Annotated in this window: 21 protein-coding genes; 15 read left to right on the top strand and 6 right to left on the bottom strand. The window is 69.1% G+C overall.

Features of this window, described 5'->3' with window-relative positions; genetic code table 11:
* The first annotated feature begins 622 nt into the window (after positions 1-622).
* The 3 genes from mshA to RY94_RS05815 are packed head-to-tail and all read left to right on the top strand — an operon-like array spanning position 623 to position 4,364.
* Positions 623-1,870: a D-inositol-3-phosphate glycosyltransferase gene (gene mshA, locus RY94_RS05825; protein WP_043442641.1), complete on the top strand. Its 1,248-nt coding sequence runs from the start codon at positions 623-625 to the stop codon at positions 1,868-1,870.
* A gap of 29 nt (positions 1,871-1,899) precedes the next feature.
* Positions 1,900-2,670, top strand: a complete 771-nt coding sequence (locus tag RY94_RS05820; RefSeq protein ID WP_043442639.1) for a phosphatase — start codon at positions 1,900-1,902, stop codon at positions 2,668-2,670.
* 26 nt (positions 2,671-2,696) lie between these two features.
* Positions 2,697-4,364: a formate--tetrahydrofolate ligase gene (locus tag RY94_RS05815; RefSeq protein ID WP_043442637.1), complete on the top strand. Its 1,668-nt coding sequence runs from the start codon at positions 2,697-2,699 to the stop codon at positions 4,362-4,364.
* 79 nt (positions 4,365-4,443) lie between these two features.
* Here the strand turns inward: RY94_RS05815 and RY94_RS05810 are convergent, their stop codons facing one another.
* Positions 4,444-5,529, bottom strand: coding sequence for an inositol-3-phosphate synthase (locus RY94_RS05810; RefSeq protein ID WP_043442636.1), 1,086 nt, complete (start codon positions 5,527-5,529; stop codon positions 4,444-4,446).
* Positions 5,530-5,731: 202 nt separating this feature from the next.
* On the opposite strand from RY94_RS05810, the gene RY94_RS05805 reads away from it, so the two are divergent.
* From RY94_RS05805 to RY94_RS05770, 8 genes are all read left to right on the top strand, one after another.
* Positions 5,732-7,360 carry a glycosyltransferase family 87 protein gene (locus tag RY94_RS05805; RefSeq protein WP_082046088.1) on the top strand — a complete coding sequence of 543 codons (1,629 nt, stop codon included), beginning with the start codon at positions 5,732-5,734 and terminating at the stop codon, positions 7,358-7,360.
* Entirely contained in the window at positions 7,357-8,454 is a 1,098-nt protein-coding gene (locus RY94_RS05800) for a lipid II:glycine glycyltransferase FemX (RefSeq protein WP_043442633.1), read from the top strand. Before RY94_RS05805 ends, RY94_RS05800 begins: the two co-directional genes overlap by 4 nt.
* Before the next feature lie 73 nt (positions 8,455-8,527).
* Complete coding sequence (locus RY94_RS05795) at positions 8,528-9,967, top strand: phytoene desaturase family protein (protein WP_043442631.1); 1,440 nt, start codon at positions 8,528-8,530, stop codon at positions 9,965-9,967.
* A gap of 169 nt (positions 9,968-10,136) precedes the next feature.
* The gene (locus RY94_RS05790) at positions 10,137-11,381 is read left to right on the top strand and encodes a glycerophosphodiester phosphodiesterase family protein (RefSeq protein ID WP_043442628.1); all 1,245 of its coding nucleotides are present in this window, start codon (positions 10,137-10,139) and stop codon (positions 11,379-11,381) included.
* 264 nt (positions 11,382-11,645) lie between these two features.
* Complete coding sequence (locus RY94_RS05785) at positions 11,646-12,845, top strand: hypothetical protein (protein WP_156135040.1); 1,200 nt, start codon at positions 11,646-11,648, stop codon at positions 12,843-12,845.
* 38 nt (positions 12,846-12,883) lie between these two features.
* On the top strand, positions 12,884-13,285 hold the full coding sequence (locus RY94_RS05780) for a DUF1003 domain-containing protein (RefSeq protein ID WP_052274006.1): 402 nt from the start codon (positions 12,884-12,886) through the stop codon (positions 13,283-13,285).
* Positions 13,286-13,597: 312 nt separating this feature from the next.
* Complete coding sequence (locus tag RY94_RS05775; RefSeq protein WP_043442625.1) at positions 13,598-14,026, top strand: hypothetical protein; 429 nt, start codon at positions 13,598-13,600, stop codon at positions 14,024-14,026.
* Positions 14,027-14,248: 222 nt separating this feature from the next.
* Complete coding sequence (locus tag RY94_RS05770; protein ID WP_052274005.1) at positions 14,249-14,767, top strand: hypothetical protein; 519 nt, start codon at positions 14,249-14,251, stop codon at positions 14,765-14,767.
* A gap of 83 nt (positions 14,768-14,850) precedes the next feature.
* Here the strand turns inward: RY94_RS05770 and RY94_RS05765 are convergent, their stop codons facing one another.
* Complete coding sequence (locus tag RY94_RS05765) at positions 14,851-15,081, bottom strand: hypothetical protein (protein WP_043442622.1); 231 nt, start codon at positions 15,079-15,081, stop codon at positions 14,851-14,853.
* A 592-nt stretch (positions 15,082-15,673) separates the two neighbouring features.
* Between RY94_RS05765 and RY94_RS05760 the strand changes: the two genes are divergently transcribed.
* Both RY94_RS05760 and RY94_RS05755 read left to right on the top strand, forming a co-directional pair.
* Positions 15,674-16,732 (top strand): hypothetical protein, encoded by a 1,059-nt coding sequence (locus tag RY94_RS05760; protein WP_231554430.1) that lies wholly within the window; start codon positions 15,674-15,676, stop codon positions 16,730-16,732.
* A 105-nt stretch (positions 16,733-16,837) separates the two neighbouring features.
* Positions 16,838-17,908 (top strand): ATP-binding protein, encoded by a 1,071-nt coding sequence (locus RY94_RS05755; protein WP_043442620.1) that lies wholly within the window; start codon positions 16,838-16,840, stop codon positions 17,906-17,908.
* 37 nt (positions 17,909-17,945) lie between these two features.
* On the opposite strand, the gene RY94_RS05750 is transcribed toward RY94_RS05755, so the two are convergent.
* Together RY94_RS05750 and RY94_RS05745 are read right to left on the bottom strand one after the other, a co-directional pair.
* Complete coding sequence (locus RY94_RS05750; RefSeq protein WP_052274004.1) at positions 17,946-18,347, bottom strand: DUF7793 family protein; 402 nt, start codon at positions 18,345-18,347, stop codon at positions 17,946-17,948.
* 72 nt (positions 18,348-18,419) lie between these two features.
* Positions 18,420-19,205 carry a class I SAM-dependent methyltransferase gene (locus RY94_RS05745; RefSeq protein WP_043442618.1) on the bottom strand — a complete coding sequence of 262 codons (786 nt, stop codon included), beginning with the start codon at positions 19,203-19,205 and terminating at the stop codon, positions 18,420-18,422.
* A 129-nt stretch (positions 19,206-19,334) separates the two neighbouring features.
* Between RY94_RS05745 and RY94_RS05740 the strand changes: the two genes are divergently transcribed.
* Together RY94_RS05740 and RY94_RS05735 are read left to right on the top strand one after the other, a co-directional pair.
* Positions 19,335-21,608: a putative bifunctional diguanylate cyclase/phosphodiesterase gene (locus RY94_RS05740; RefSeq protein ID WP_052274003.1), complete on the top strand. Its 2,274-nt coding sequence runs from the start codon at positions 19,335-19,337 to the stop codon at positions 21,606-21,608.
* Positions 21,609-21,710: 102 nt separating this feature from the next.
* Positions 21,711-22,499 carry a response regulator transcription factor gene (locus RY94_RS05735; RefSeq protein ID WP_043442615.1) on the top strand — a complete coding sequence of 263 codons (789 nt, stop codon included), beginning with the start codon at positions 21,711-21,713 and terminating at the stop codon, positions 22,497-22,499.
* Here the strand turns inward: RY94_RS05735 and RY94_RS16730 are convergent.
* Positions 22,469-22,813, bottom strand: coding sequence for a hypothetical protein (locus tag RY94_RS16730; protein ID WP_052274002.1), 345 nt, complete (start codon positions 22,811-22,813; stop codon positions 22,469-22,471). The two genes, RY94_RS05735 and RY94_RS16730, sit on opposite strands and share 31 nt — an antisense overlap.
* 206 nt (positions 22,814-23,019) lie before the next feature.
* Positions 23,020-24,051 (bottom strand): LLM class flavin-dependent oxidoreductase, encoded by a 1,032-nt coding sequence (locus tag RY94_RS05725; RefSeq protein WP_043442612.1) that lies wholly within the window; start codon positions 24,049-24,051, stop codon positions 23,020-23,022.
* Positions 24,052-24,128: the final 77 nt, after the last annotated feature.

The raw sequence follows: 24,128 nt of genomic DNA, 5'->3' as shown, positions 1-24,128 counted from the left end.
GTCACCCGTGACCATTAGGAAGCCAGCGCACCGGCGGTAGCCGGTCGACCAGCACCATCCCCGCGCCCGTGACCGTGCGCGGCTTCCTCGTCCCATTCTTTTCCGGTAATGCCCTTCGTGGCTCGTCCCTGCCGAATTCCGTCCTGCCCAATTCCCGGCCCATTCCCGACCAATTCACCGACAATCCCTCCGCACCATTTCCCGCCTCCGGCGAATTCATCATGGGCGGATCGCTGACCCCCCTTCCGGACGCCGGCCCGGGAGTGGACCTCCCGGGTGCCCCGTCCCATCCGATGCCCGGTTTCCACCGCAGGAAGGAGGTACGACGCCTGCTGAGGAGATGGAGGAACAGCCTGTCCGTGTGGGGACAGATCTGGGCCGACCGGCCCCGTGACCCCTGGGAGGCGTCGCAGCGGTTCACACTGCCCCAGCACACCACCTACATCAAGTGACATACGGGCCGGCCGCGCCGACCGCAGCCGGCGATCAGATCAGCGATCCCGGGCACCGTCGGCGACCGGCAGGGTGTGACCGATTCACGGAATGGGGGGTGCGGACGCGGCGTTATAGGGTCGTGAGGTTATGCGACCGGTTTTCCCCCGCCGGTCGGAAGGGAGATGGTGTGTCCGGCGTCAGGCGCGTGGCCATGCTGTCCCTGCACACCTCGCCGCTCGAGCAGCCCGGCACGGGGGACGCGGGCGGCATGAACGTCTACGTCAGGAGCACGGCCCTCGAACTCGCCGGCGTCGGGATCGACGTCGAGATCTTCACCCGGGAGGCCGGTGAGGGACGCCCGCGGCGTGAGGTGCTCGCCGACGGTGTCGTGGTCCACCACCTCGACGCCGGGCCCCGCCACCGCATCCCGAAGGAGGACCTCCCGGGACTGACGGACACCTTCGCCGACGCGATCACCGACGTGGCCGACCTCCTCGCGGACGGCCACTTCGACGTCCTGCATTCCCACTACTGGGTCTCCGGACTCGTGGGCCTCACGCTCAGCCGGGAGATGAACCTCCCCCTGATCCACTCCATGCACACGATGGCGAAGGTCAAGAACCTGCGCATGAAGGCACTCAGCGCCCCGGAACCGGCGGATCGGATCGCCGGTGAGGAGGCGGTCGTCGAGGGGGCGGCCCGCCTGATCGCGAATACGAGCACCGAGGCGTCCGAGCTCATCTCGCTCTACGGCGCCGACCCGGACCGGGTCGACGTCGTGGCTCCCGGCGTGGATCTCTCGACGTTCAACCCGGGTGACAGGGCCGCTGCGCGCGCTGCACTGGCGTTCCCGCCGGAGCAGTTCCACGTGGTGTTCGCCGGGAGGATCCAGAAGCTGAAGGGTCCGCAGGTCCTCGTCGCAGCGGCCGCGGAACTCCGGCGCCGCCGGCCGGACATCCCGCTCGCCGTCAGCATCCTCGGCGCGGGAAGCGGTGCCGAGGCCCTGGCCCTGCAGCCCCTCATCGACGCCGCCGGCCTCACCCGGGACGTGCGCCTCTACCCGCCCGTGACCGCCTCCCACCTCGCCCAGTGGTTCCGCTCCGCGGATGCGGTGGCCATGCCGTCCTTCAGTGAATCCTTCGGCCTCGTGGCGCTGGAGGCGCAGGCCTGCGGAACCCCCGTGGTCGCCGCCAACGTCGGCGGGCTGCCGCAGGCCGTCAGCGACGGGCGCAGCGGCCTCCTCGTGAACGGCCACTCCGCGGCCCACTGGGCGGACGTCCTCGAACGGTTGCACGACGACGTCCGCCTGAAGGAGACACTGGGCCGGGGGGCCGCCACCCATGCGCTGGCGTTCGGCTGGCAGCGCACGGCCCTGCTGACGGCGCAGAGCTATCGCGCCGCCGTCGAGCGCTTCCCCGCGGCGACCGCCCGCTGAAGCCCCGCCCGGGAACCTAGGATGGAAGCGTGAATCCCGCCGAGCTCGCCGCATACCTCGATTCCGTTCGCATCACCGGCCTGGTGGCCACGCCGCGGCAGGACAACCTGAAGCACATGCGGCTCTTCCTCGAGCGCAACGAGCACCTCGAGTTCGGGGTGGAACACACGCGCGACTGGACCTACGACGACGTCTTCGACCTCATGCACGAGCGTGTGGGGACGAGCCCCGACCGGAACCACACCGAGGGCCAGGACACCATCGACGCGCAGAAGTGCGTCGCCGCCCTCGACCGGTTCGCCGACCGGCTGGGGGCGTCAGCCCGCCGGCGGGAGCGGATCCTCTTCGCGACAGGCCACCCCGCGGGCCTGCTCCCCGTCCATGCGGCCTTCGCGCAGGCGGTGGCCGCGGCGGGCGCCACGGTGGTCCGGGTCCCGGAGGGGCGCCACTTCGGGGCCGGGGACATCCGGCAGGTCTTCGGTGTCCTCGTGTGGCATCAGCACGGCGGACTCATGCACACCCACTTCCCCGAGCCCATGCGCCTGAGCCTCGACACGCTCACGAACACCGGACACGACCTCCCGGATCTCGTCGTGGCCGATCACGGCTGGGCAGGCCATGCGGCGAATGTCGGGCTGCCCACCGTCGGCTTCGCGGACTGCAACGACCCCGGGTTGTTCGTCTCGGAGGCGCAGGGCCAGTTGGACGTCGCCGTCCCGCTCGACGACAACGTGACCCCTGGACTGTACGAACCCCTCATCGACTACGTCCTCGGGCGGGCCGGGCTCCCGCGGGCCTGATCCCGGCGCGCTGATAGGTTGGCTGCATGAGCGATCTTGAGATTGCCCGCGCCGCCGCGGTCAGGCCCATCGAGGACATCTCCGATGCGGCCGGGATCCCGCGGGAGGCCCTCGAGTTCCACGGCCGGTACAAGGCGAAGATCGACCCGCGCCTGCTACCCGAGGACGGCCGCACCCCCGGCAAGGTGGTCCTGGTCAGCGCCATGAGTCCCACCCCCGCCGGGGAGGGGAAGTCCACCTGCACCGTGGGGCTCGCTGATTCGCTCGCCCGGGCGGGGCAGCGGGTCATGATCGCCCTGCGTGAACCGTCCCTCGGCCCCGTGCTCGGCATGAAGGGCGGCGCGACCGGTGGTGGCTACTCGCAGGTGCTGCCGATGGACGAGATCAACCTGCACTTCACGGGCGACTTCCATGCCATCACCTCCGCGAACAACGCGCTGGCGGCGCTGATCGACAACCACATCCACCAGGGCAACGAGCTCGGCATCGATCCGCGGCGCATCACGTTCAAGCGGGTCCTGGACGTCAACGACCGCGCCCTGCGCGAAGTGGTCATCGGCCTCGGGGGGCCCATGCAGGGAACACCCCGCCAGGACGGCTTCGACATCACCGTGGCCTCCGAGATCATGGCCGTCTTCTGCCTGGCCGCCGACCCCGAGGACCTCAAGGAACGCCTGGCGGACATCACCTTCGGCTACACCTACGACCGCCGGCCGCTGACCGTCCGGGACCTGCGGGTGGAGGGGGCGCTGGCGCTGCTGCTCAAGGACGCCCTCAAGCCGAACCTCGTGCAGACCATCGCCGGCACACCGGCCCTCGTGCACGGCGGTCCCTTCGCCAACATCGCCCACGGCTGCAACTCGGTCATCGCCACCCGGACGGCGCGCCGCCTCGCGGACATCGTCGTCACCGAGGCCGGCTTCGGCGCGGACCTCGGCGCCGAGAAGTTCATGGACATCAAGGCGCGGGCCGCGGATCTCGCACCCGACGCCGTGGTGATCGTCGCGACGGTCCGCGCCCTCAAGATGCACGGCGGGGTGGCCCAGGCGGACCTCGCGACGCCCGACGCCGATGCGCTCCGGGACGGGACGGCGAACCTCCTCCGCCACGTGCGGAACATCGAGAAGTTCGGGATCCGGCCCGTCGTCGCCATCAACAGGTTCGGCACCGACTCGCCGGAGGAGCTCGACTGGCTGCTCTCCTGGTGCGCCGGGGAGGGGATCGCCGCCGCCGTCGCCGACGTGTGGGGCCAGGGCGGAGGCGGCCCCGGCGGGGACGAGCTCGCGGCCGAGGTGCTGGCCGCCCTCGAGCGGCCCGTCGCCTTCTCCCACCTCTACCCGCTCGACCTCCCCGTCCAGGAGAAGATCCGCACCATCGTGCAGGAGATCTATGGCGCGGACGGCGTCGAGTTCTCGGTCCCGGCCCTGCGCCGGCTGAAGGAGATCGAGGCGAACGGGTGGTCGGGGCTGCCCGTGTGCATGGCGAAGACCCAGTACTCGTTCTCGGACGACGCGAGCGTGCTCGGCGCACCCAAGGGCTTCACCGTGCACGTCAGGGACCTCATCCCCAAGACCGGCGCCGGGTTCATCGTCGCGCTCACGGGCTCCGTGATGACGATGCCCGGACTCCCGAAGGAGCCGGCCGCGCTCCGGATGGACGTGGATGCCGACGGCAACGCCGTCGGGCTGTTCTAGCACCCGTCCCTGCCCGGGAACGGGCCGGAACGCACGGGAGGCCGGGACGGCGAACCGTCCCGGCCTCCCGTGATGCCGGCTAGCGTTCGATGTCGCCGCGGATGAAGGCCTCGACCTTCTCGTGGGCGATATCGTCCGCGTACTGCTCCGGGGGCGACTTCATGAAGTAGCTCGACGCCGAGAGGATCGGTCCGCCGATCCCACGATCCAGGGCGATCTTCGCCGCACGGATAGCGTCGATGATGACCCCGGCCGAGTTCGGGGAGTCCCAGACCTCGAGCTTGTACTCGAGTGACACGGGGGCGTCACCGAAGTTGCGGCCCTCGAGGCGCACGAAGGCCCACTTGCGGTCGTCGAGCCAGGCGACGTAGTCCGAGGGGCCGATGTGGACGTCATTGGCCCGCAGCTCGGCCTTGACGTTCGAGGTGACGGCCTGGGTCTTGGAGATCTTCTTCGACTCGAGGCGGTCGCGCTCGAGCATGTTCTTGAAGTCCATGTTGCCGCCGACGTTCAGCTGGTAGGTGCGGTCGAGCGTGACGCCGCGGTCCTCGAACAGCTTCGCCATGACACGGTGGGTGATCGTGGCGCCGATCTGGCTCTTGATGTCGTCGCCGATGATCGGGATCCCGGCCTCGGTGAACTTGTCCGCCCACTCCTTGGTGCCGGCGATGAAGACGGGGAGGGCGTTGACGAACGCGACGCCGGCGTCGATGGCGCACTGCGCGTAGTACTTCGCGGCGTGCTCCGAGCCGACGGGCAGGTAGCAGACCAGGACATCGGCCTTGGACGCCTTGAGCTGCGCCACGATGTCGACGGGCTCCTCGTCCGACTCCACGATGGTCTCGCGGTAGTACTTGCCGAGGCCGTCCAGGGTGTGACCGCGCTGGACGATGACGCCGGTGGGCGGCACGTCGGCGATCTTGATCGTGTTGTTCTCGCTGGCGCCGATGGCCTCGGCGAGGTCGTGGCCCACCTTCTTGCCGTCGACGTCGAATGCCGCCACGAACTGCACGTCACCCACGTGGTACTTGCCGAACTCGACGTGCATCAGGCCGGGAATGGCACCCGCCGCATCCGCGTCGCGGTAGTAGTGCACGCCCTGGACCAGCGACGCGGCACAGTTGCCGACTCCAATAATTGCCACGCGAATGGGGTTCTGTCCCACAGTTCTCCTCGAAAGCCAGTTGAATATGCCCCGGCCGTCGTCGCCCCGGGCGCGGTTGGCAGGGAATGCCAGTGTACGTTCAGTTTCCAACGCGGGCGGCTGCCGCCTCATTCCTCGATCCGGTCCCCGCCCCCGATCACCTGCCCGATCATGCGCCCGGGCGCTGCCCGTCCGCCGGGCGCGGGGCGGCTAGGCTCGGGGGATGACCTCGGGCACGGGCAGGCGCGGCCCCTACCGCATCAGCGTCCCGAGCCGGTCCGATCCGGCGCTGCGGCCCCTGGTCGAGGGCGTCGGGGGCCCGCTCGGACGACGCACCGACCCCGGCCGTATCTCGCCGGGCTGGTTCACGGTGGAGCGGGTGCTGATCCTCCTGACCGTCTGCTCGGCCGTCCTGGCCGTCGTCGTCAAGAACCCGTGCCGCATCGAGGGGTGGTCCTCCCCGGACTACTTCTACCGCGCCTGCTATTCCGACTGGACCGAGCTCTACCGGAGCCGGGGTCTCGGGGAGGGCGTCCTGCCGTTCATCACCCCTGGCGCGCTCTTCGAGTACCCGGTGCTGCTCGGGCTGCTCGCCTCGGGCACCGCGGTGCTGGTGGAGGTGGTCGCGGGTGGCGCGGACGCCGCGGCGGCCTCCCTCCTCTACTTCGACGTCAACGCCGTACTCCTCGCCGGGGTGTGGATCCTGACGGTCCTCGCGACCCTCCGGCTCGCCGGACGGCGCCCCTGGGACGCGGCCTTCGTGGCCACGGCGCCGGTCATCATCCTGGCCGGCACCATCAACTGGGATCTCTGGGCCGTGCTCCTCGCGGCCTGCGGAATGCTGGCGTTCGCGCGCGACCGGCCGGTCCTGGCCGGGATCCTCTGGGGGCTCGGCGCCGCGGTGAAGCTCTACCCGGTCCTGATTCTCGGGGCGGTGCTGGTCCTGGCGATCCGGACGGGGCGCTACCGTCCCTTCCTCGGTGCGGCGGCCGGTGCGCTCGCGGCCTGGCTCGCGGTGAACCTGCCGTTCCTGCTGCGTGATCCGGCAGGCTGGGGCTATTTCCTCACCTTCTCGGAGACGCGCGACGCCGGATTCTCTTCGGGGTGGTACGTGTACAACGCGCTGGCGCGGCAGGCAGGCGTCGCCACCCTCACACCGGGCGCCATCAACACGGGTGCCGCCGCCCTGTTCGTCCTCGCCTGCGCGGGCATCGCGGTCCTCGCGCTGCGGGCGCAGCGCCGGCCCCGGCTCGCCCAACTGGCCGTGCTCATCGTGGGTGCGTTCATCCTCTGCAACAAGGTGTACTCGCCCCAGTACGCCCTGTGGCTCGTGCCGCTCGTGGCACTCGCGGTTCCCCGATGGCGGGTGGTCCTCGCCTGGCAGTTCGTGGAGGTCCTCCACTGGGCGGCCGTCTGGCTGTATCTCGGGGGCATGACGAGCGGTGGCCCCGCCGCGAACAACCTGGGACTCGGCACGTACTCCTGGGCGGTCCTCGCTCACATGCTTGGCACGGCATATGTCATGGGGGTGGTCGTCGCGGAGATCCTCGCGCCACGCGGCGATGTGGTGCGGCGCGGCGGCATCGACGACCCCCAGGGTGGCCCGTTCGACCGGGCGCGTGATCGCTTCACCCTGGGACCCCGGGGATCCTCGCCCCGTCGGGGGCCGTCGGAGGGGCTGCGGACGGCGGAGCCCTCCGTGCGCGCTGCTCCGATAGGCTTGCAGGACCGCGCGGACGCAGCCTTCACCGCGTCGGCCGACGGTGACGGGCCCCGGTCGGCCGGCACCCCCGGCCCGCAGCGCGCCCGATCATCGACCCGAGCAGGCCCCCCAGTGAGAGACCCCCAGTGAACGCAGCACTCCTGACCTACAGCCCGCTCGACCGGCAGGCCTTCGACGCCATCGCCGCCGCGCACCCCGAGGTGGTGATCCCGCTCGAGCAGACGCCGGACTGGGTCGACTTCGAGCGGGCCCTCGGGCGCACGCCGCTGGGCATCTGGGCGTACCGGGATGCAGCGGGCAGGCTCGTGGCGACCGCCAGTTACGTCCACGTGGTCCGCCGCTTCCGGGAATCCGTCGTCGTGGTCAACGGACCGGTCTGGTTCGCGGAACGGACCCCCGCCGCGGAGCGCCTGCTGATGGAGACCGTGCGCCGGCAGTTCCGGGACCACCCGACGGTGCACCCGCTCTATGTCCGCCTGCAGGTCGCCACACCGCAGGCCCCCGCCGCCGGTCCGATCGAGCACGGCTGGTACGAGCGGGAGATCGTCGTCGACCTCACGCCGTCCGAGGCCGACCTGCTGAAGAGTTTCCGGCCGAACGCACGCAACAGCATCCGGCGGGCCCAACGCAACGGCATCGAGATCAAACATATTCCGCGCAGCGAATGGAAGCAGGTCTTCGCGACCGAGCTGTACCCGATCCTGCAGGAGACAGCCGAACGCGACGGATTCCAGTCCTTCGACTCGTCCTACTACGAGACCCTGCTGACCGTACTGGGCGACCACCTCCGCCTCCTCGTCGCCTACCGCGCCGGGCGGCCCCTGAGCTGGCTGATCACCACGGAGTACCGCGGCCACGCCGTCTACTACTTCGCCGGCAGTACTCTCGCGGCACGCAACACCTTCGCCCCCTACCTGCTGCTGTGGGAGGCGTTCAGGGCGCTCAAGGCCGGGGGGAACACCGCGTGCGGCCTCACCGGCATCGAGAGCGAGAACTACCCGTCCCTGGCCAACGTCACGACGTTCAAACGGAATTTCTCGAAGAACGTGGTGGTGGTGCCCACGACCTACGACGTCCCGCTCGACGCCGGCCGCTACACCGCGGTGGCGTCACTGCTGGCCGCGCGCCGGAGGGGGCCGGCAGCCGCACGGCGGACCGTCGACCGCCTCCGGCAGGCGGCCGATCGGGTCGGCGGGCGCAGCCGCCCGAGCACGGAGACCTGACCGGCGGGGGCGCCCCCCCCCNGAGCACGGAGACCTGACCGGCGGGATCGCCCCGCCCCGAAGAGAGGAAGCCATGGTAGATGTCGAGGTCGTCGGCGCCGGTCCCAACGGGCTCGCGGCCGCCGTCGTCATGGCGCGCGCAGGCCTGTCCGTACGGATCCACGAAGCCGCGCCGACCATCGGCGGCGGGTCCCGGTCCATCGAGCTCATGCAGCAGGACCACCTCCACGATTTCTGCTCGGCCGTCCACCCGATGGCCCTCGCCTCGCCGTTCTTCCGCGCCTTCGAGCTGAGCCGGCGCATCGGCTTCGCGGTTCCCGAGGTCTCCTTCGCCCACCCGCTCGACGACGGGCGGGCAGGCATCGCCTACCGCAGCCTCGAGAGGACCGTCGAGGGCCTCGGCGTGGACGGCGAGGCGTACCGGCGGCTCCTGCAGCCGCTGAGCGACCGCGAACAGGCCATCCTCGCGTTCACCCTCAACCACGTGGTGCGCGTCCCGAAGAGCCCGGAGGCCACCGTGCGGTTCGGCCTCGCAGTCCTCGACCAGGGACTGCCGTGGTGGAACCGCCGCTTCAGCACCGAGGAGGCGAAGGCCCTCGTCACGGGTGTCATGGCGCACCCCGTGGGGACCCTGCCCTCCCTGACCGGGGCAGGCGCCGGTCTGGTGCTGAATCTCCTGGCCCATACCGGGGGCTGGCCCATCCCGGTCGGGGGATCGCAGTCCATCGCCGACGCCCTGGCACTCGACGTGCGGCAGCACGGTGGGCAGATCATCACGGACAGCAGGGTGGAGACCCTCGCGGAGGTGTCGGATGCGCCCGTGGTGCTGCTCGACGTCGCACCGAAGACGTTCCAGGCAATGTCCCGTGGGCGCCTCCCGGCCGCCTACGAGACAGCACTGAAGGCCTTCACGTACGGCAACGCCGCGTGCAAGGTGGACTTCATCCTGTCCGGGCCCGTCCCGTGGACCCACCCCGAACTGCACCGCGCCGGAACGGCGCATCTGGGCGGGACGCGGGAGGAGATCGCCGCCGGCGAGAAGCAGGTCAACCAGGGCATCCACCCGGACAGCCCGTACGTGCTGCTCTCCCAGCCGTCGTCGTTCGATCCCACCCGCGCGCCCGAGGGCCGGCACACGCTCTGGACCTACTGCCACGTGCCGCGGGGCTCAACGCGGGACATGGCCGAGGCCGTGACCGCCCAGATCGAGCGGTTCGCGCCGGGCTTCCGGGACGTCGTCGTGCAGAGCCATACGACGACGGCCGGTGAGCTCGAGGTCTACAACGCCAACTACGTGGGCGGGGACTTCAGCAGCGGGGCGGTGAACCTCCGCCAGATCGTCGCCCGGCCGGTGCCGTCCCTGCAGCCGTGGGCGACGCCGATCAAGGGCTTCTACCTCTGCTCGCAGTCCACGCCGCCCGGCCCGGGCGTGCACGGGATGGCCGGGCTCAACGCGGCGAAGCTGGCGCTCCGACGGGAGTTCGGGCTGACCGTCCCGGCCCTCGGACTCTGAGTGCCCTGGCGCCCGGTCGTCCGGGATCCCGGCCTCGGCGGCCGTTACCTGAGGTAACGGTGCCTTTCACCGGCAGTTCATGCGCCATTGAGCGGAGTGCCGGACGGGGGCTGTTGGCTCGAGGTGAGCGGTCATCGCTTGCGTGTCCTCCACCCGAAGGGATCCACCCATGCCCCGTTTCGCCCGTTCCATCCGTTCGGCGGCCGCCGTCGCCGTCGGACTCTCGTTCCTTGCTGCTCCCGCCCACGCCGTCCCCGTCGGTACCGTCACCGAGGCGTCCGGGGGTCGCGGCGACGCCAAGCACCAGGCGGGTCCGGTCCTCGTGGGGCACCGCGGTGCCGGGGGTACGGCGCCCGAGAACACCGTGGCGGCCTTCAAGGACGGCCGGTCCTCCGGCGCGGACTTCATCGAGATCGATGTGCAGCTCAGCGCCGACGGCGTCCCGTTCCTCTTCCACGACGACACCCCCGCCCGCACCACCAATGTGGAGGACGTCTTCCCGGCCCGCGCCGGCGACCCGATCACGTCCTTCACGTGGGCCGAGCTGCAGCAGCTCGACGTCGGCTCGTACTTCGACGGGCGCTTCGTCGGCGAGAAGATCCCGCACCTCGACGACGCCGCCACGGTGGCCACCCGCAACACCGGCGTGTACATCGAGATCAAGTCGCCGGTGAACTCACCCGGTATCGAGCAACTGGTGGCCACCGAACTGAGCACCGATCCCGCCTGGCAGAAGCTGGTCGACGCGGACAAGGTGCAGGTGCTCGGCTTCGACGAGTCCTCCAACCGCAGGTTCGCCGCCCTGGCGCCCGAGGTGGAACTGCAGCAGCTCACGGGCGTGGTCCCGGGGTCCGAGGTGCTGGCCGAGTGGGCCACGTTCGTGGACTCCGTCGGCGCGAACTACCGTGGCCTCACTGCCGCCGATGTCGCCCGGGTCAAGGACGCGGGCCTCGTGATGGGCGTCTACACCGTGAACTCGCCGGAAGCCGTGCAGGCCGTCGTGGACCTCGGCGTCGACGTCGTGACCACCGACTTCCCGATCCAGAACAGCCGCTACCTGCGCGGGATCCCCGTGTTCCCGGGTGCAGCCCTCGAGATCAGCGGGGCCGTGAACAACCCGGCGGGCGACGACGTCCAGCCGGACGCCGGTGAGTACGTGACGCTGCGGAACGCCTCCGGCTCTGCAGTCGACGTCAGCGGCTACTTCCTCCGGGACGCCGCGAACACCGTCCTGCGTGTGGGGGACGGCTATGTCCTGCAGCCCGGTGGTGAGCTGCGCGTCCACACCGGGCCCGGCACGAACACGCCGACCGCCTACTTCAACGCGATGCCGTCCTCCGTGCTCAACAACACCGGCGACTCGCTGGGGCTGTGGACGCCGGACCTGCGCCTGGTGGACGTCTACGCGAACTGACTGCTCTCACCGGAGAACTCGCGGAGCCCGCTCGGGGGCTGAGCCGGCCCCCGCCCGGGCTCCGCGGGAGCTCGACCGGGGCCCGGTCGGGATCAGGGGACAGCGCCGACCACCAGCACGGTCCCACTATCGGGACCTTCGACTCTCCTCCAGGGTGAACGCCACTGAGAAGCTCGACCCGCTCGCATCGTCGGGGTCGGGCGAAGAGCTCCGACCGGTCACGAGGCGCACACGCTCGCGACGCCGACGAGGGCCCACCACATCATGTGCACCCCAGGCAGGAGAGGCGTTGCAATGGAAGCATTTCCACATACCCGGAGGGTTCTTGCCGCAGTTCTCGCGGCTGGAATCCTCGTTGTGGCGACAGGGTCGGCGTCGGTCGCTGCTCTTCCGGCATCGGGCCCGTCGTCCGTGCCCTCTGTGGTCAACGATGGCGTCGGTCCGCAGTTCTACAGTGATTCGGTTGTCGATATCGCCGATGATGTCGACGGGGATGTGTACGCAGCAGGACAAAGCATCACCATCTCCGGTGATGTCACCGGTGATGTGATTGCAGCGGCCCAGACCATCACCATCACCGGGAACGTGGACGGCAATGTCCGGCTCGCAGGGCAGGACGTCACGATCAACGGTGACATCTCACGGAGTGGGACGATCGTCGCGTCGATCGTGAAGGTCACCGACGAGGGCTCGTTCGGCGGCGATCTGGTGGGTGGTGCGGAGGACATCGTGCTCGCGGGGGCGGTCGGCCGTGATGTCGTCGTCGGTGTCGGAGGCCTCACCATCGATGGGACGGTCGGAGGTGACGTCACCTACAGCAGTGACCGGGACGCTCGGATCGCCGAGGGCGCCGTCAGCGGCACGGTGGAGCGTGTCGTGTCACCGCAGCCACCCACGGTCGAACCCTCGCCCTGGGCGTTGTTCATCGGTTGGCTCCTCGGATTGCTCTACGCGCTGGTCGCGCTGAGCCTCGTGACAGCACTCGCTGGACTACTCTTTCCCCGCGTGCTGCATCGGGTCACCAATCAGCTCGTCCCGACGCCGTGGAGGGCGCTGCTCGTCGGATTCGTGGCGTCGATCGCTGTTCCTATCGCGCTGCTGGTCATTCTGGTGACGATCATCGGGGCGCCCCTCGCCCTTGCAGGTTTCCTGGTCTGGCTCGTTCTCACGCTGGCGACCTTCGTGCATGTCGCGTACTACATCGGAAGGCTCCTGTTCCGGGGCGACCAGCCTCCGGTGGTGAAGGCTCTGGTCGGCGGTGTGATCCTCATCGTCGCACTGCAGATCCCGTGGCTGAACATCGCCGTATGGGCCGCCATGGTGTTCCTGGGCCTCGGCGCGCAACTCCTTGCGATCTACGATCAGCGGCCGTGGCGCCGCACCTGGACCGAGGGGCAGGCCGCCCCGGATTCTCCCGCAATCAGGTCGACAACGGACCAAGGCTTCGCTCAGACACAAGCCTGAGGCGCGGGTTGGCCCGCCACACCTTCCGAGGAAGAACAATGCCCCGACTCCATCCTCCCCCGCCACTGCATGAACACCCGGTCGTGACCAGGTTCCGGGAAAGGCGCGCCAAGCAACCGCAACTGAGGATTGCCGATGTGATCACCGACTTCGCCGGATCCATGCCTTTCGTCTACGTCCATGTCGTCGTATTCGCCGTGTGGATGCTTTTCGTCGAGGAAAGTCCGTGGCCGACGCTGACCCTCGTCGTTTCACTGGAGGCGATCTTCCTGTCGACCTTCGTCCTGATCGGGCAGAACCGCGCATCCGCCTTCCAGCAGGAGAAGGCGGATCACGATTTCCTCGAGGCGGAGACCGAGGTGAAGACCAACACCGAGCTCACTCGCGAGATCCACAGGCTCACCGTGGAACTGCACCGACGGGTTGTCGGTCCGTTGTGACCCGCACGTGAACGGTGATGTCGTCGACCGAGACGTGACGCGAGGGAATTCTCGCGAAGTGCCCTGTTCTCCGCCGCCAGACCACGGATTGGAGCGTTCGCCGAGACCGCGCCTGCTCCGCGGCGTGCGGGCACCGTCGGCGGATGGAGGGCGCACACCTGATCGAAGGACTTTCGACCCTAATCGTTCGCGAGCCCAGGGGTGAGTCTGGAACGACGGTGGGACCGGCTCCTTCGAATGGGCACCGCCGTCCCGGAGACGACGATCTCCCGTCACCTCACAATCAGAGCACCACAGTGGAAGGAAATTCTCATGCCCCTCTCCGAGGATCTGAGCAGGCTCGCGGCCCGAGCGAAAGAGGCAGAAGACCGATTCGTCGCCGCCGAGCAGGATGCACACGCGAAGCTCCAGCAGGATGTCCGGAGCGCACGGGACTCGCTGCAGAAGGGCACGGACCGGCTGCGCGAGACCGCCGAAGCCAACAAGGGAAAGGTCGCTGCGTGGTGGAGCGACGTGCAGAAGAGCTGGGACGAGGACATCGCCTCTCTCCGCCGCGATGTCGAATCCAAGAAGGCAGAGCACGACGTCAAGGCTGCGCAGCGCAACGCGGACGTCGCCGAGGAAGACGCACAATTCGCGATCGCGTATGCCTACTGGGCTGTGGAAGAGGCCGAGTACAGGGTCCTCGACGCCGCATTGGCTCGGAAGAACGCCGACAGCATGGCATCGGCCGGCAGGTGACCCAGGCGGGTAGCACCTCGACGCCGGACGACTCCCATCCCTCATCGAAACCGCTGCTGGTGCGGTAGCTGAGAGTCGTCAGTCGGTGGGACGGGTGCTGCCCGCTCCTTCGTCCGGTGCCGATGGCATCGCCGGTAGCGTCGCGGCCCTCAGCGCCAGATGCACTTCCGGCCCATCGGTGAGACACCACGGATTGTGATACAGCGATTCTAGGAGCAGAACGTGGCTGCCGTCCTCTTCAGCGGACCACCTGGCGCGACCGCGCAGCAGCGCTCTGAAGCCCTGAAGGAGCGTGTGTACGTCACGTTCACCACGCTGGCCGTGACGATCGCCGTCGAACGCGACTCCGAACATGCCACCATCGGTGGCGCTGCGTTGACGCTGTTGCTCACCGTTGTGGGCACGCTGCTGGCAGTGTTCGTTGCAGATGTAACCGCGCATATGGTTCGGGACAGCTCCCTGCCATCCCGGGCCGAACTCGCCCATCTCGCCTATGTGAGTTTCGGGTCCCTGGGGGTGCTTCTGGCGCCGATGGCGATCCTGGGGCTCAGCGCCCTCGGCGTGGTCGGACTGGCGCCGGCGCTCCGGCTGATAGCGGTAGCGCTCGTCGCCACCCTGATGGTCGTCACGCTGTTCGCTGTACGTCGTCTACGCGTAAGGCCACGACTCAAAATCCTGGTACTTGCCATCATGGCAGTCCTCGGACTGGCAGTGCTCGCTCTTGAACTCGCCATCCACTGAGCCGGTCGCGCCACGGTCTACCGGCACCTCAGCATGGAATGAACGAGGTGCCGTCGAGCGATCAGCAAGGGGAGTGCTGATGCTCAGTCGTCGTCGTCGCCGTCGTCTTCTCCAGCGCCGTCGCCGTTGTCGTCGTCGGTGTCATCGCTATCGTCGCTGCCGTCGTCCGGTTGGTTGTCCTGGTTCCGGGAATCGTCCTGTTGTTCCTGGTTGTTGTTGGATCCCTCATCCTGGGAGGGGTTGTCGCAGCCCGTCAGGGCAAGGGCGATCAGTGTGGCGACAACGGCAAGAAGCTTGGGCAGGTGGGTTTTCATGGTGATTCCTCTTCGTCGTGGTGGTGAAGTCCTTGGCCAGTGACGGCGCATCGCTGCTGCCCGTCAGTGCTCCGCAACCGTGATCGCCGACCGGCAGGATCGCGATCGGGGTTTCCCCTCGGCCCACGCTAGGCACTGACCATGAGAAGGACATGAGACCTCCACCAGCTCCGTGATGCGCTGTGATCACCGGTGGGCAGCACTACACTGCTCTGCACGGCGGAGCCGGACGAGCGCGGAACGTGGGGCTGCCGGTCGCTCATCCGGGAGCATGCAGCCGATGTTTCTCATGCTCTCCTCATCTGCCGTTTGTACGCTCCAGCAGTATGGAACCTGGTGAACGCGATGATGACGGTGGGCAGCGATGAGCACCAGGGAACAAGAATCTGGTTTCGGTACGGCGCGCGGGATGGAACGGGGAAACGACCCACGGCTGGCGAGGGTTTTCTCGACGTCGGGTCGATCACCGGTCGAGGCCCCGCTGAGCGCCTTGATCGTCGGAACGGGTCGCGACCGTGGTGCTTTGGCTGCCGCCCGGTCACTGTCTGCCGCCGGGTGGCGCGTAGGGCTCGGGACCCCGGAAGGCGGCGGCATGGCTGGAGCATCACGAGCCGTGACGGCGCGGCACACTGTTCCCCGACCACGCGGAGACGGCGAATCGTTCGTACTCGGGGTCAGGGCTGCCGTGCAGGCCGGCAAGTACGCGATGGTCTTCGGTTCCGGAGACGACTGGATGGCCGCAGTCTCCACCTATCGGAGCCGGATCCCGGCGCTCAATCCCCACCCTCCGGCGAATGTCGTCTCGAATGCCCTGGACAAGGTCCGGCTCGCCGAGCATGCGGTCGCAGCAGGGCTATCCACCCCCCTGATCCGTGATGCCGACGAGGCGAGCATCCGGTCCTGGCGTGGCCCGGTCATCGTGAAGAGCCGCGCCCACTGGAACCCAGGACAAACCCGGCAGACCCGCATGGAGGCGAGAACCTACCCCACGATCAGTGCGGCCGAACCGCGGATTCGTGACCTCCAGGCAGCAGGAGCCCGACCCGTGCTTCAAACACCGGTTGCGGGCCGGTTGAGCGCGCTCATCGGGATCTTCGACCGGGGACGCCTCACCGCGCGGGTGCAGCAGGAAAGCACGAGGTTGTGGCCCACACCCAACGGGATCTCGGCGCGGGCTGTCACGGTGCCGGTTGATGAGGTGCTTGCCTCCCGCGCGGAACAGCTTCTTGCGGGGCTGGGCTGGCGGGGACTGGTCGAGCTCCAATTCCTCATCGACAGTCACAACACCTATCACCTCATCGACCTCAACGGCCGCTTCTTCGGCTCCATGCGACTCGCGGACGCCGCCAGACCCGGGATGATCGATCTGTGGGGTCACCTCACGCTGGGCATCGGACACCGAGGGCTCCCGGACGGAGTGCCCGGGCTCCGTTACGCGTGGACGGCTGGAGATCTTCGCCGCGCCGTCGTCGAGCGGCGCGGAGGGTACCTCCGCGATGTGGCGGACACGGTCCGCTGGGCCGCTACCTCACGGCACAGCGTGTGGCAGCTTTCCGATCTCGGACCCACCATGGAGCTCGTCAAAGCACGCCTCCCGGGACGCGGACACCATGTGCGGGAGCCGAGGCCCCGTACACCATCCAGCGGATAGGAGCAGAGGATCCCGCGGACGCATCGTCCGATCCGCGGAGGAGCCTTCTGGTGGGTGCGTCGGATGTGATAGACCGGTCCGGAACCGACGAACGATGGAGAAGACATGTCCCATCAGCTGAGCATCGGCACCCTCGACGGCGGCCGCACGCCCGCGGAACTCGATGCCACACGGTTCAACCGCCATACGTTCTGGTGCGGGCAGAGTGGGTCGGGGAAGACCTACGCGCTGGGTGTCGTCCTCGAACAGTTGTTGCTCCACACCCGGCTGCCGCTCCTGGTCCTCGATCCGAATGCCGACTTCGTCCGCCTGGGAGACCTCAGGGAGCCGCTCGCCGGGGGTTCCGGCCCGTTCGGTGATGTGCGTGTCCTCCGGGCCACCGGGAGCGGAGCCGGCCACGTCCGTGTGCGGTTCCTGGACCAGCCGCTGGAGTCGCGCGCCGCCGTCCTGGGTCTCGATCCGGTCCTGGACCGCGAGGAGTACAACGTCCTCGTCCACCTCGAGAACGAGGTGAGCGTGACGGACCGTGCCGATCTGGTCGGCCAACTGCGGGCGAAGGACTCTGCCCCCGGGCGGAATCTCGCGACGCGCATCGAGAATCTCGGTGTGCTCGAATGGGACCTCTGGGCGTGGGGCGGCCGGTCCGCGGAGGACGTCATCGACGAACGCCCGCGCGCCACTGTCCTCGACCTGGGCGGGTTCCGGTTCCCCGCCGAACCGCAGGTCGCCGCCCTCAGCGTGCTCGATCACCTGTGGAAGAGGCGCGAGGAACGCCACCCGATCCTCATCGTGATCGACGAGGCCCACAATCTCTGCAGCCCGGACCCGACCACGCCCGTCCAACGTGCGCTCACCGAACGGATCACCCAGATCGCCGCGGAGGGGCGCAAATTCGGGCTCTGGCTTCTCCTGTCGACCCAGCGACCCTCCAAAGTCCCCGTCAACGTCCTGAGCCAGTGCGACAACCTCGTGCTGATGAAGATGTCGTCACCGCGGGATCTTGCCGAACTGGCCTCCGTCTTCGGCTACGTCTCGCCCGGTCTCCTCGACGACGTCCTCCATTTCACGAAGGGCCAGGCCCTGGTCGCGGGGGGTTTCATCACCGTTCCTTCGGTGGTGCAGGTGGGCACACGGCTCACACACGAAGGTGGGGCCGATATCCCCGTACCTCTCTGAGGCAGCCCTGGAGCGGACCCATGGGATCCGCGAGGGGTCAGGCGATGGCCGGGTGCTCGAGTTCGCCGGCGTCGCTCTGCAGCCATGCTACGGCGAGGTGGCGCGAGGTGAAGAACCGCGTGGGGCAGGGAGGGGAGTTCACACCGAGGAAGAAGTTGGCGATCATCCTGTCCACGGGAGAGGAGCCCAGGAGTGCGATCCGCGACGCGGCGCAGGGGACGGCGAAGACCGCCCGCGCGTCGCGCGTCACGGTTCTCGTGGTCTCCATGTCCACCAGCATCGGGTGCCCCTCCGCCTCGGCGAGTGAGTTGACCGCTCGCATGGCTGCCTCTGCATCCGTGACGGTGATGGTGCAGTCCTGATCCCATGCCAGGTGGAGGATGCCGTTCGGCAGGAGTTCCAGGCCGGCCTTGTCGCCGTCGATGCGTTGTGCGGGCATGGGGGCCTCCTGAGCAGACCGCTGATGCCTTCCGGGCCGGGCGGCCCTGGGTTCACCCCGTGAGACCGAGGATCAGCGAGCCTTCATCGTAGCGAAGTATCCGGGGATGCCCGTGGTCGCGTTGCCGCCCATCGGCACGGCCTGGATGGTGACCGGCCCGTCGGCCACCATCTGCCAGGCTGCCTCCGGGAACGCCGCACGGCGTTCCTCGGGGCCGAAACGGCCCGGTACGGGGATGCCGCCGATGGCCTTGCGCAGCGGGAGCGGGATGCTGCCGGGGGTCGCGCCGAGGCTCTGCATGTAGGAGAGCGGGCTGCCGCGATAGTTCGTCTCCGTCAGCAGGACGCGCCCGTGCCGGCCCGCCACGGAATGCAGGTTCCGCGCCAGGTGTTCGCGCTGCGGGCCGCGGAGGACATGGAAGACGCCACGGACGAACACGTTCATATCACCGTATTCCTCATGCAGCATATGACCGGTGCCGGGCCGGGTCAGGTCGAGGGTACGGAAGGAGATGGTGTGCTCACCATCGGCCTCCTGCCGGGCCCGCTGCACGGCGCTCTCCGCGACGTCCACGCCGACGGCGGCCGGGAAGCGGGGTGCGAGCCAGCGCGTCCAGCGTCCGTTCCCGCATCCGACGTCGAGGACCGGCAGTGCGAAGTCCATGGTGGCCTGCATGGACGTCGCGTACTGCTCCGCCTCGGGTCCGATGTCGGTGTCCCAGAGCACCTCGCCCTGCGTGCCGGTCGCACGGATTCCGCGCCAGTAGCCCTCCCAGGCCACCGCCGGGTCCCGTGGAGTGCGCCGCGCCAGGAGCGCGACCTCGGGCACCATCAGGAGTTGACGGATGATTCGCAACATAGGTCGAGGGTACATACGCTCCGTGCACAACAGGGCCAACCAAGGATTTCCACAGGATGCGGCGAGGACGCGCCCGATCGGTCCGCCGGTCCAGGCGGCCTGCCTATGCTGGCCGTTGCCATGAACTCCATGGCCAGCGCAGAGGATGGGGACTTCATGCGGCGCGACACACCCCTCGCCGCCGACGGGCGCCGTGGTGAGCAGTGGGGTCCGTCGCGGGTCCTGACCGCCGTGATGGTGGGCCTGCTCGTCGTCTACACCGCGAGCCTCCTGCTGGGGGATCCGGAGACGTTCGAACCGTTCACCGACGGCTGGCTGTGCCTGTTCACCGAACTCGCCGCCGTGGGCCTGTGTATCAGTGCTGCGGTACGGACCCGCTTCTCGGAACCGCAGGTCCTGCTCGGCGGCGGGGCGGTGGTCGCCTACACCGCCGGCGACGCCTACTACCTGGTATCGCTCGACGGCGGCGACTCGCTCGGCTTCACCTCCCTGGCGGACGTGCCGTACCTCGCGTTCTACCCGCTCATGCTCGGCGCCCTCGGGGTCGTGCTCGTGCGGAAGCTGCGCGGCCTGATGTGGCCCATCCTGCTGGACAGCCTCGTGGGAGCGCTCGCGGCAGCCTCGCTCGTGGCGCTGCTGCTGGCGCCGATCCTGCAGGCCGGCACCGCCGGCGGCACGGCCTTCGAGGTGGCCGTCACCGTCGCCTACCCGCTCCTCGACCTGCTGGTGATCACCGCCGTGGGTGGGGTCCTCGCGTCGAAGGGCCTCGACATCGGGCCGCGCTGGCCGGTCCTGATCGCCGGGATGATCCTCTTCTCCGCAGCCGACGTCGCCTACGCCCTCGGCATCGAGGACTACAGCGCCGGTTCGCTCATCGACGCGGGCTGGGTGGTCGGCGTGGTGGCCGTGGCGGCCTGGGTGGACGGCGCGGCAGGGACCGGACGCGGCTGCAGGAGCCGTGGCGTTCCGGAGCTCGCGGCGCCCCTGGTGTCCACGGCATCAGCACTCGCCGTGCTCGTCATCGGCTCCCGGCTGGACATCCCGCTGCTCGCGGTGGTCTTCGCCGCGGCCTCGCTGGCGCTGGCGTCCGTGCCCCTCGCCTTCCGGAACCGGATGCTCGTGGCCCTGGCGCGGACCGATGAGCTCACCAAGCTGCCGAACCGCCGCGCCCTGCTGACCGACGTACCCGACCGGCTGGTCGGCGGCACCGCCGGTGCCCTGTTCGTCATCGACCTCGACCGCTTCAAGCACGTGAACGACGCCCTCGGGCACGACGTCGGGGACGAGCTCCTCGTGCAGGTCGGCCGGCGGTTCCGGCGGCAGCTGCGTCCCGGTGACCTGCTCGCGCGTCTCGGCGGCGACGAGTTCGCCGTGTACCTCGGCGGCGTGACCGACGGCGAGGCCGTGGCCGCAGCCCGGCGGCTGGGTGCCGAACTCTCCAGCCCCGTGGAGGTCGGGACCGCCGCCCTGCAGGTGAGCGCCAGCATCGGGATCGCCCTGACGCCCCGGCACGGTACGGACATCAGCCTGCTCATGCGGAAGGCGGACATCGCCATGTTTCGCGCGAAGGCGCAGCGCAGCGGTTTCCACGTGTACGACTCCACGGACGACGACGACGGCGAACTGCGGCTGCGGACCGTCCAGGAGATCCGCACGGCGCTCGCGGAGGACCAGTTCGAGCTGCACTACCAGCCGAAGGTCCGCCTGGCGGACCACGAGGTGACCGGCGTGGAGGCGCTCGTCCGCTGGAACCACCCCACCCGCGGGCAGCTGCCCCCGAGCGCTTTCCTGCCGCTCGCCGAGGAGGCGGGCCTGATGCCGCAGCTGTCCTCGCTCGTCCTCCGGCGGGCCGTCCGGCGCGTCTCCCGCTGGCGCGCGGAAGGCCTGGACGTCGTCGTCGCCGTGAACATGTCCGGGTCCTGCATCCTGCCGTGCCTCCCGCACGAGATCCTGGGCCTGCTCGCGGAGCACGGGCTGCCCGCGTCCTGCCTCATGCTCGAGATCACCGAGGACGTCCTGATGTCCACGCCCGCCGGGACCGCCGGACTCCTCGCGGAGCTGCGGGCCGCGGGCGTCCAGGTCTCGATCGACGACTTCGGCACCGGGTACAGCTCCCTGGCCTACCTGCGGGACCTCCCCGTCGACGAACTGAAGCTCGACCGCTCCTTCGTCACGGCAATGGGGGGCGACGCGCGCGCCGGCGCGCTCGTCGGATCGATCATCGACATGGCACACAGCCTGGGCCTCCGCGTGGTCGCGGAGGGCGTCAACGGCGAGGAGACCCGGGAGGAACTGCTGAACCGCGGCTGCGATGCCGGGCAGGGCTTCCACCTCGCCATGCCGCTCCCGGGGTCCGACGTCGGACCCTGGCTGGCGGCCCGCGTCATGGCGGCGGGCCGCTGATGGCGGCAGGCAGCGGGCGCCGGGGCACGCCTCGGCCGGAAAATACGCAGAACGCTTCCGATGCACTCGGTCCCGGCAGCAACATCTGGCAGGGTGTTAGCCATGACACCTGACCCCGATGCGCGTGTTGCGCTCATCATCGAAGACGATGCCGATGTGCGGCAGTTGCTGGTCATGACGCTCGGCATGAACGGTTTCACCACGATCGAGGCCGAGAACGGGCGCCAGGGGGTCGCGCTCGTCCGTGACCGACAACCCGACCTCGTGACGCTGGACCTGAACCTCCCCGACATCGACGGCGTGGAGGTGTGCCGCCAGATCCGTCCGCTGACGGACGCCTACGTCATCATGATCACGGCGCGGCAGGACGAGATCGACCGCCTCATCGGGCTCGAGATCGGGGCGGACGACTTCGTGGTGAAGCCGTTCAGCCCCCGCGAGGTCGGAGCGCGGGTGAACGCGATGTTCCGCCGTCCGCGGACCACCGTGCGGAACCCCTCCCAGCCCCTGGCGGGCGCGGACGCGACGGAGCAGCAGGCGACGGCTCCCGCGCTCACGGTCGCAGCGGATCCTGTGGCGGGGATGCTGACCCACGGGTCCCTCAGCATCGACACGGAGGGCCGGATCGCATCGCTCGACGGCGTCGAGGTCCCGCTCACGCGGATCGAGTTCGACCTGCTGGCCACGCTCGTCTCCGGACCCCGCCGGGTGTGGCAGCGCGAGACCCTGCTCTCGCGCATCTGGGGTGACGGGTGGGTCAACGACCAGCACCTCGTCGAAGTGCACATCCGGAACCTACGGAAGAAGCTGGGCGAGGACACGAAGGCGCCCCGGTTCATCCGGACGGTGCGCGGCGTCGGCTACAGGATGATGCCGCCCAGCGCCGACTGAAAATCCGTGGCGTGACTTCGCAGCCGCGCGATCTCCGGCCCGTGCGCGGACGGCTCCCCGATGAGCTGCAGGGCCGTGGACGATTCCGCTGCGAGCCGGCACGCGCCCACCATGGCGGCGCTCGCATTGAGGCTGAGCAGGGCGACGACGGCGTCGTCCGCGGCCCGTGCGGCGAAGGCCGACTCCACGGCGTCGATCCGCTGCGGGAGCATCTGGACGAACATCTGCGCGAACTCCAGTGCACCCGCCGGGTTGGAGAGTTCCTCCCCGAGGGTCTCGAGGGTCTGCCGATCGAGCGCGGGTAGCTGTGACACGTCGGTCCTGTCGGTTGCCGGGCGGAACGAGCTCCGATCGGGACTGCCCGCCGGTTCCGGTGGACGGACCGGAACCGGCGGGACGATCGTGGAGAACTGTGCTCCTGTGGTCCACTCTGGCCCTCGCCGCTCAAAGGCGCCGTGCCCCAAGTGCGAAAGAAGACCGAAGAAAGGGCGAAGGTCGGGCCCGGCCGGTCCCGGCCTGCCTATGCGAGCATCTCCCGGACCATCGGGATCACCTTCGTGCCGTAGAGCTCGATGCTGTGCATGAGCTTGTCGTGGGGCAGCGGTCCGGCGCTGTATTTCATGTCGAAACGATCGATCCCGAGGGTCTGCGCCGTCGCGGCGATCTTCCGCGCGACGGTCTCCGGCGATCCGACGTACAGGGAGCCGAAGTCGGCCTCGTGGTCGAACTCCTCGCGCGTCGTCGGGCCCCAGCCGCGCTCCCGGCCGATGCGGTCGCGCATGATCCGGTTGTCGGGCCAGAGTTCCTCCCGGGCCTGCTCATCGGAGTCGGCGATGTAGCCGGGCGAGTGGACGCCGATGGGCAGGGTGGGCCGGCCGAGCTGGTTCAGGGCGCGGTGGTAGAGGTCCACGTAGGGGGCGAACCGCGCGGGGTCGCCGCCGATGATCGCGAGCATCAGCGGCATGCCGTAGCGGGCTGCCCGCACCACGGATTCGGGACTCCCGCCGACACCGATCCAGGTCTTCAGCCGCCCGCCCTCGGTCTTCGGGTAGACCTCGTGGTCCTTCAGGCCCGGGCGGGTGCTGCCGGACCACGTGACCGGCCCTTCCTTGATGAGCTCCGAGAACAGGTCGAGCTTCTCCTCGAACAATCGCTCGTAGTCGGACAGCTCATAACCGAAGAGCGGGAAGGACTCGGTGAACGAGCCCCGCCCGAGGATGACCTCGGCCCGGCCGTTCGACGCGGCGTCGAGGGTGGCGAAGCGCTGGTAGACGCGCACGGGGTCATCGGAGCTGAGCACCGTCACGGCCGACCCGAGGCGGATGCGCGCCGTCTGCCCGGCGATGGCCGCGAGGACGGTCTCGGGTGCCGAGATGGCGAAGTCGTCGCGGTGGTGCTCGCCGAGACCGATGAAGTCGACCCCCACCTGGTCGGCGAGGACGGCCTCCGCGATCACGTTGCGGATGACCTGCGGGTACGGGACGGGGGTGCCGTCCTCACCGCGCGTGACGTCCCCGAAGGTATCGAGTCCGAGTTCCAGTTCGCGTGCCATGGTGATGCTCCCGTGCTCAGCGTTCCGGCCCGCCCTGGGCCTGCTGGTAGAACGGGCACTCCACCGGTGTTATTCCA

The sequence above is a fragment of the Arthrobacter sp. L77 genome (assembly GCF_000816565.1).
Taxonomy (GTDB): domain Bacteria; phylum Actinomycetota; class Actinomycetes; order Actinomycetales; family Micrococcaceae; genus Arthrobacter_D; species Arthrobacter_D antioxidans.
This window is presented reverse-complemented; position numbering and strand designations above follow the sequence as displayed.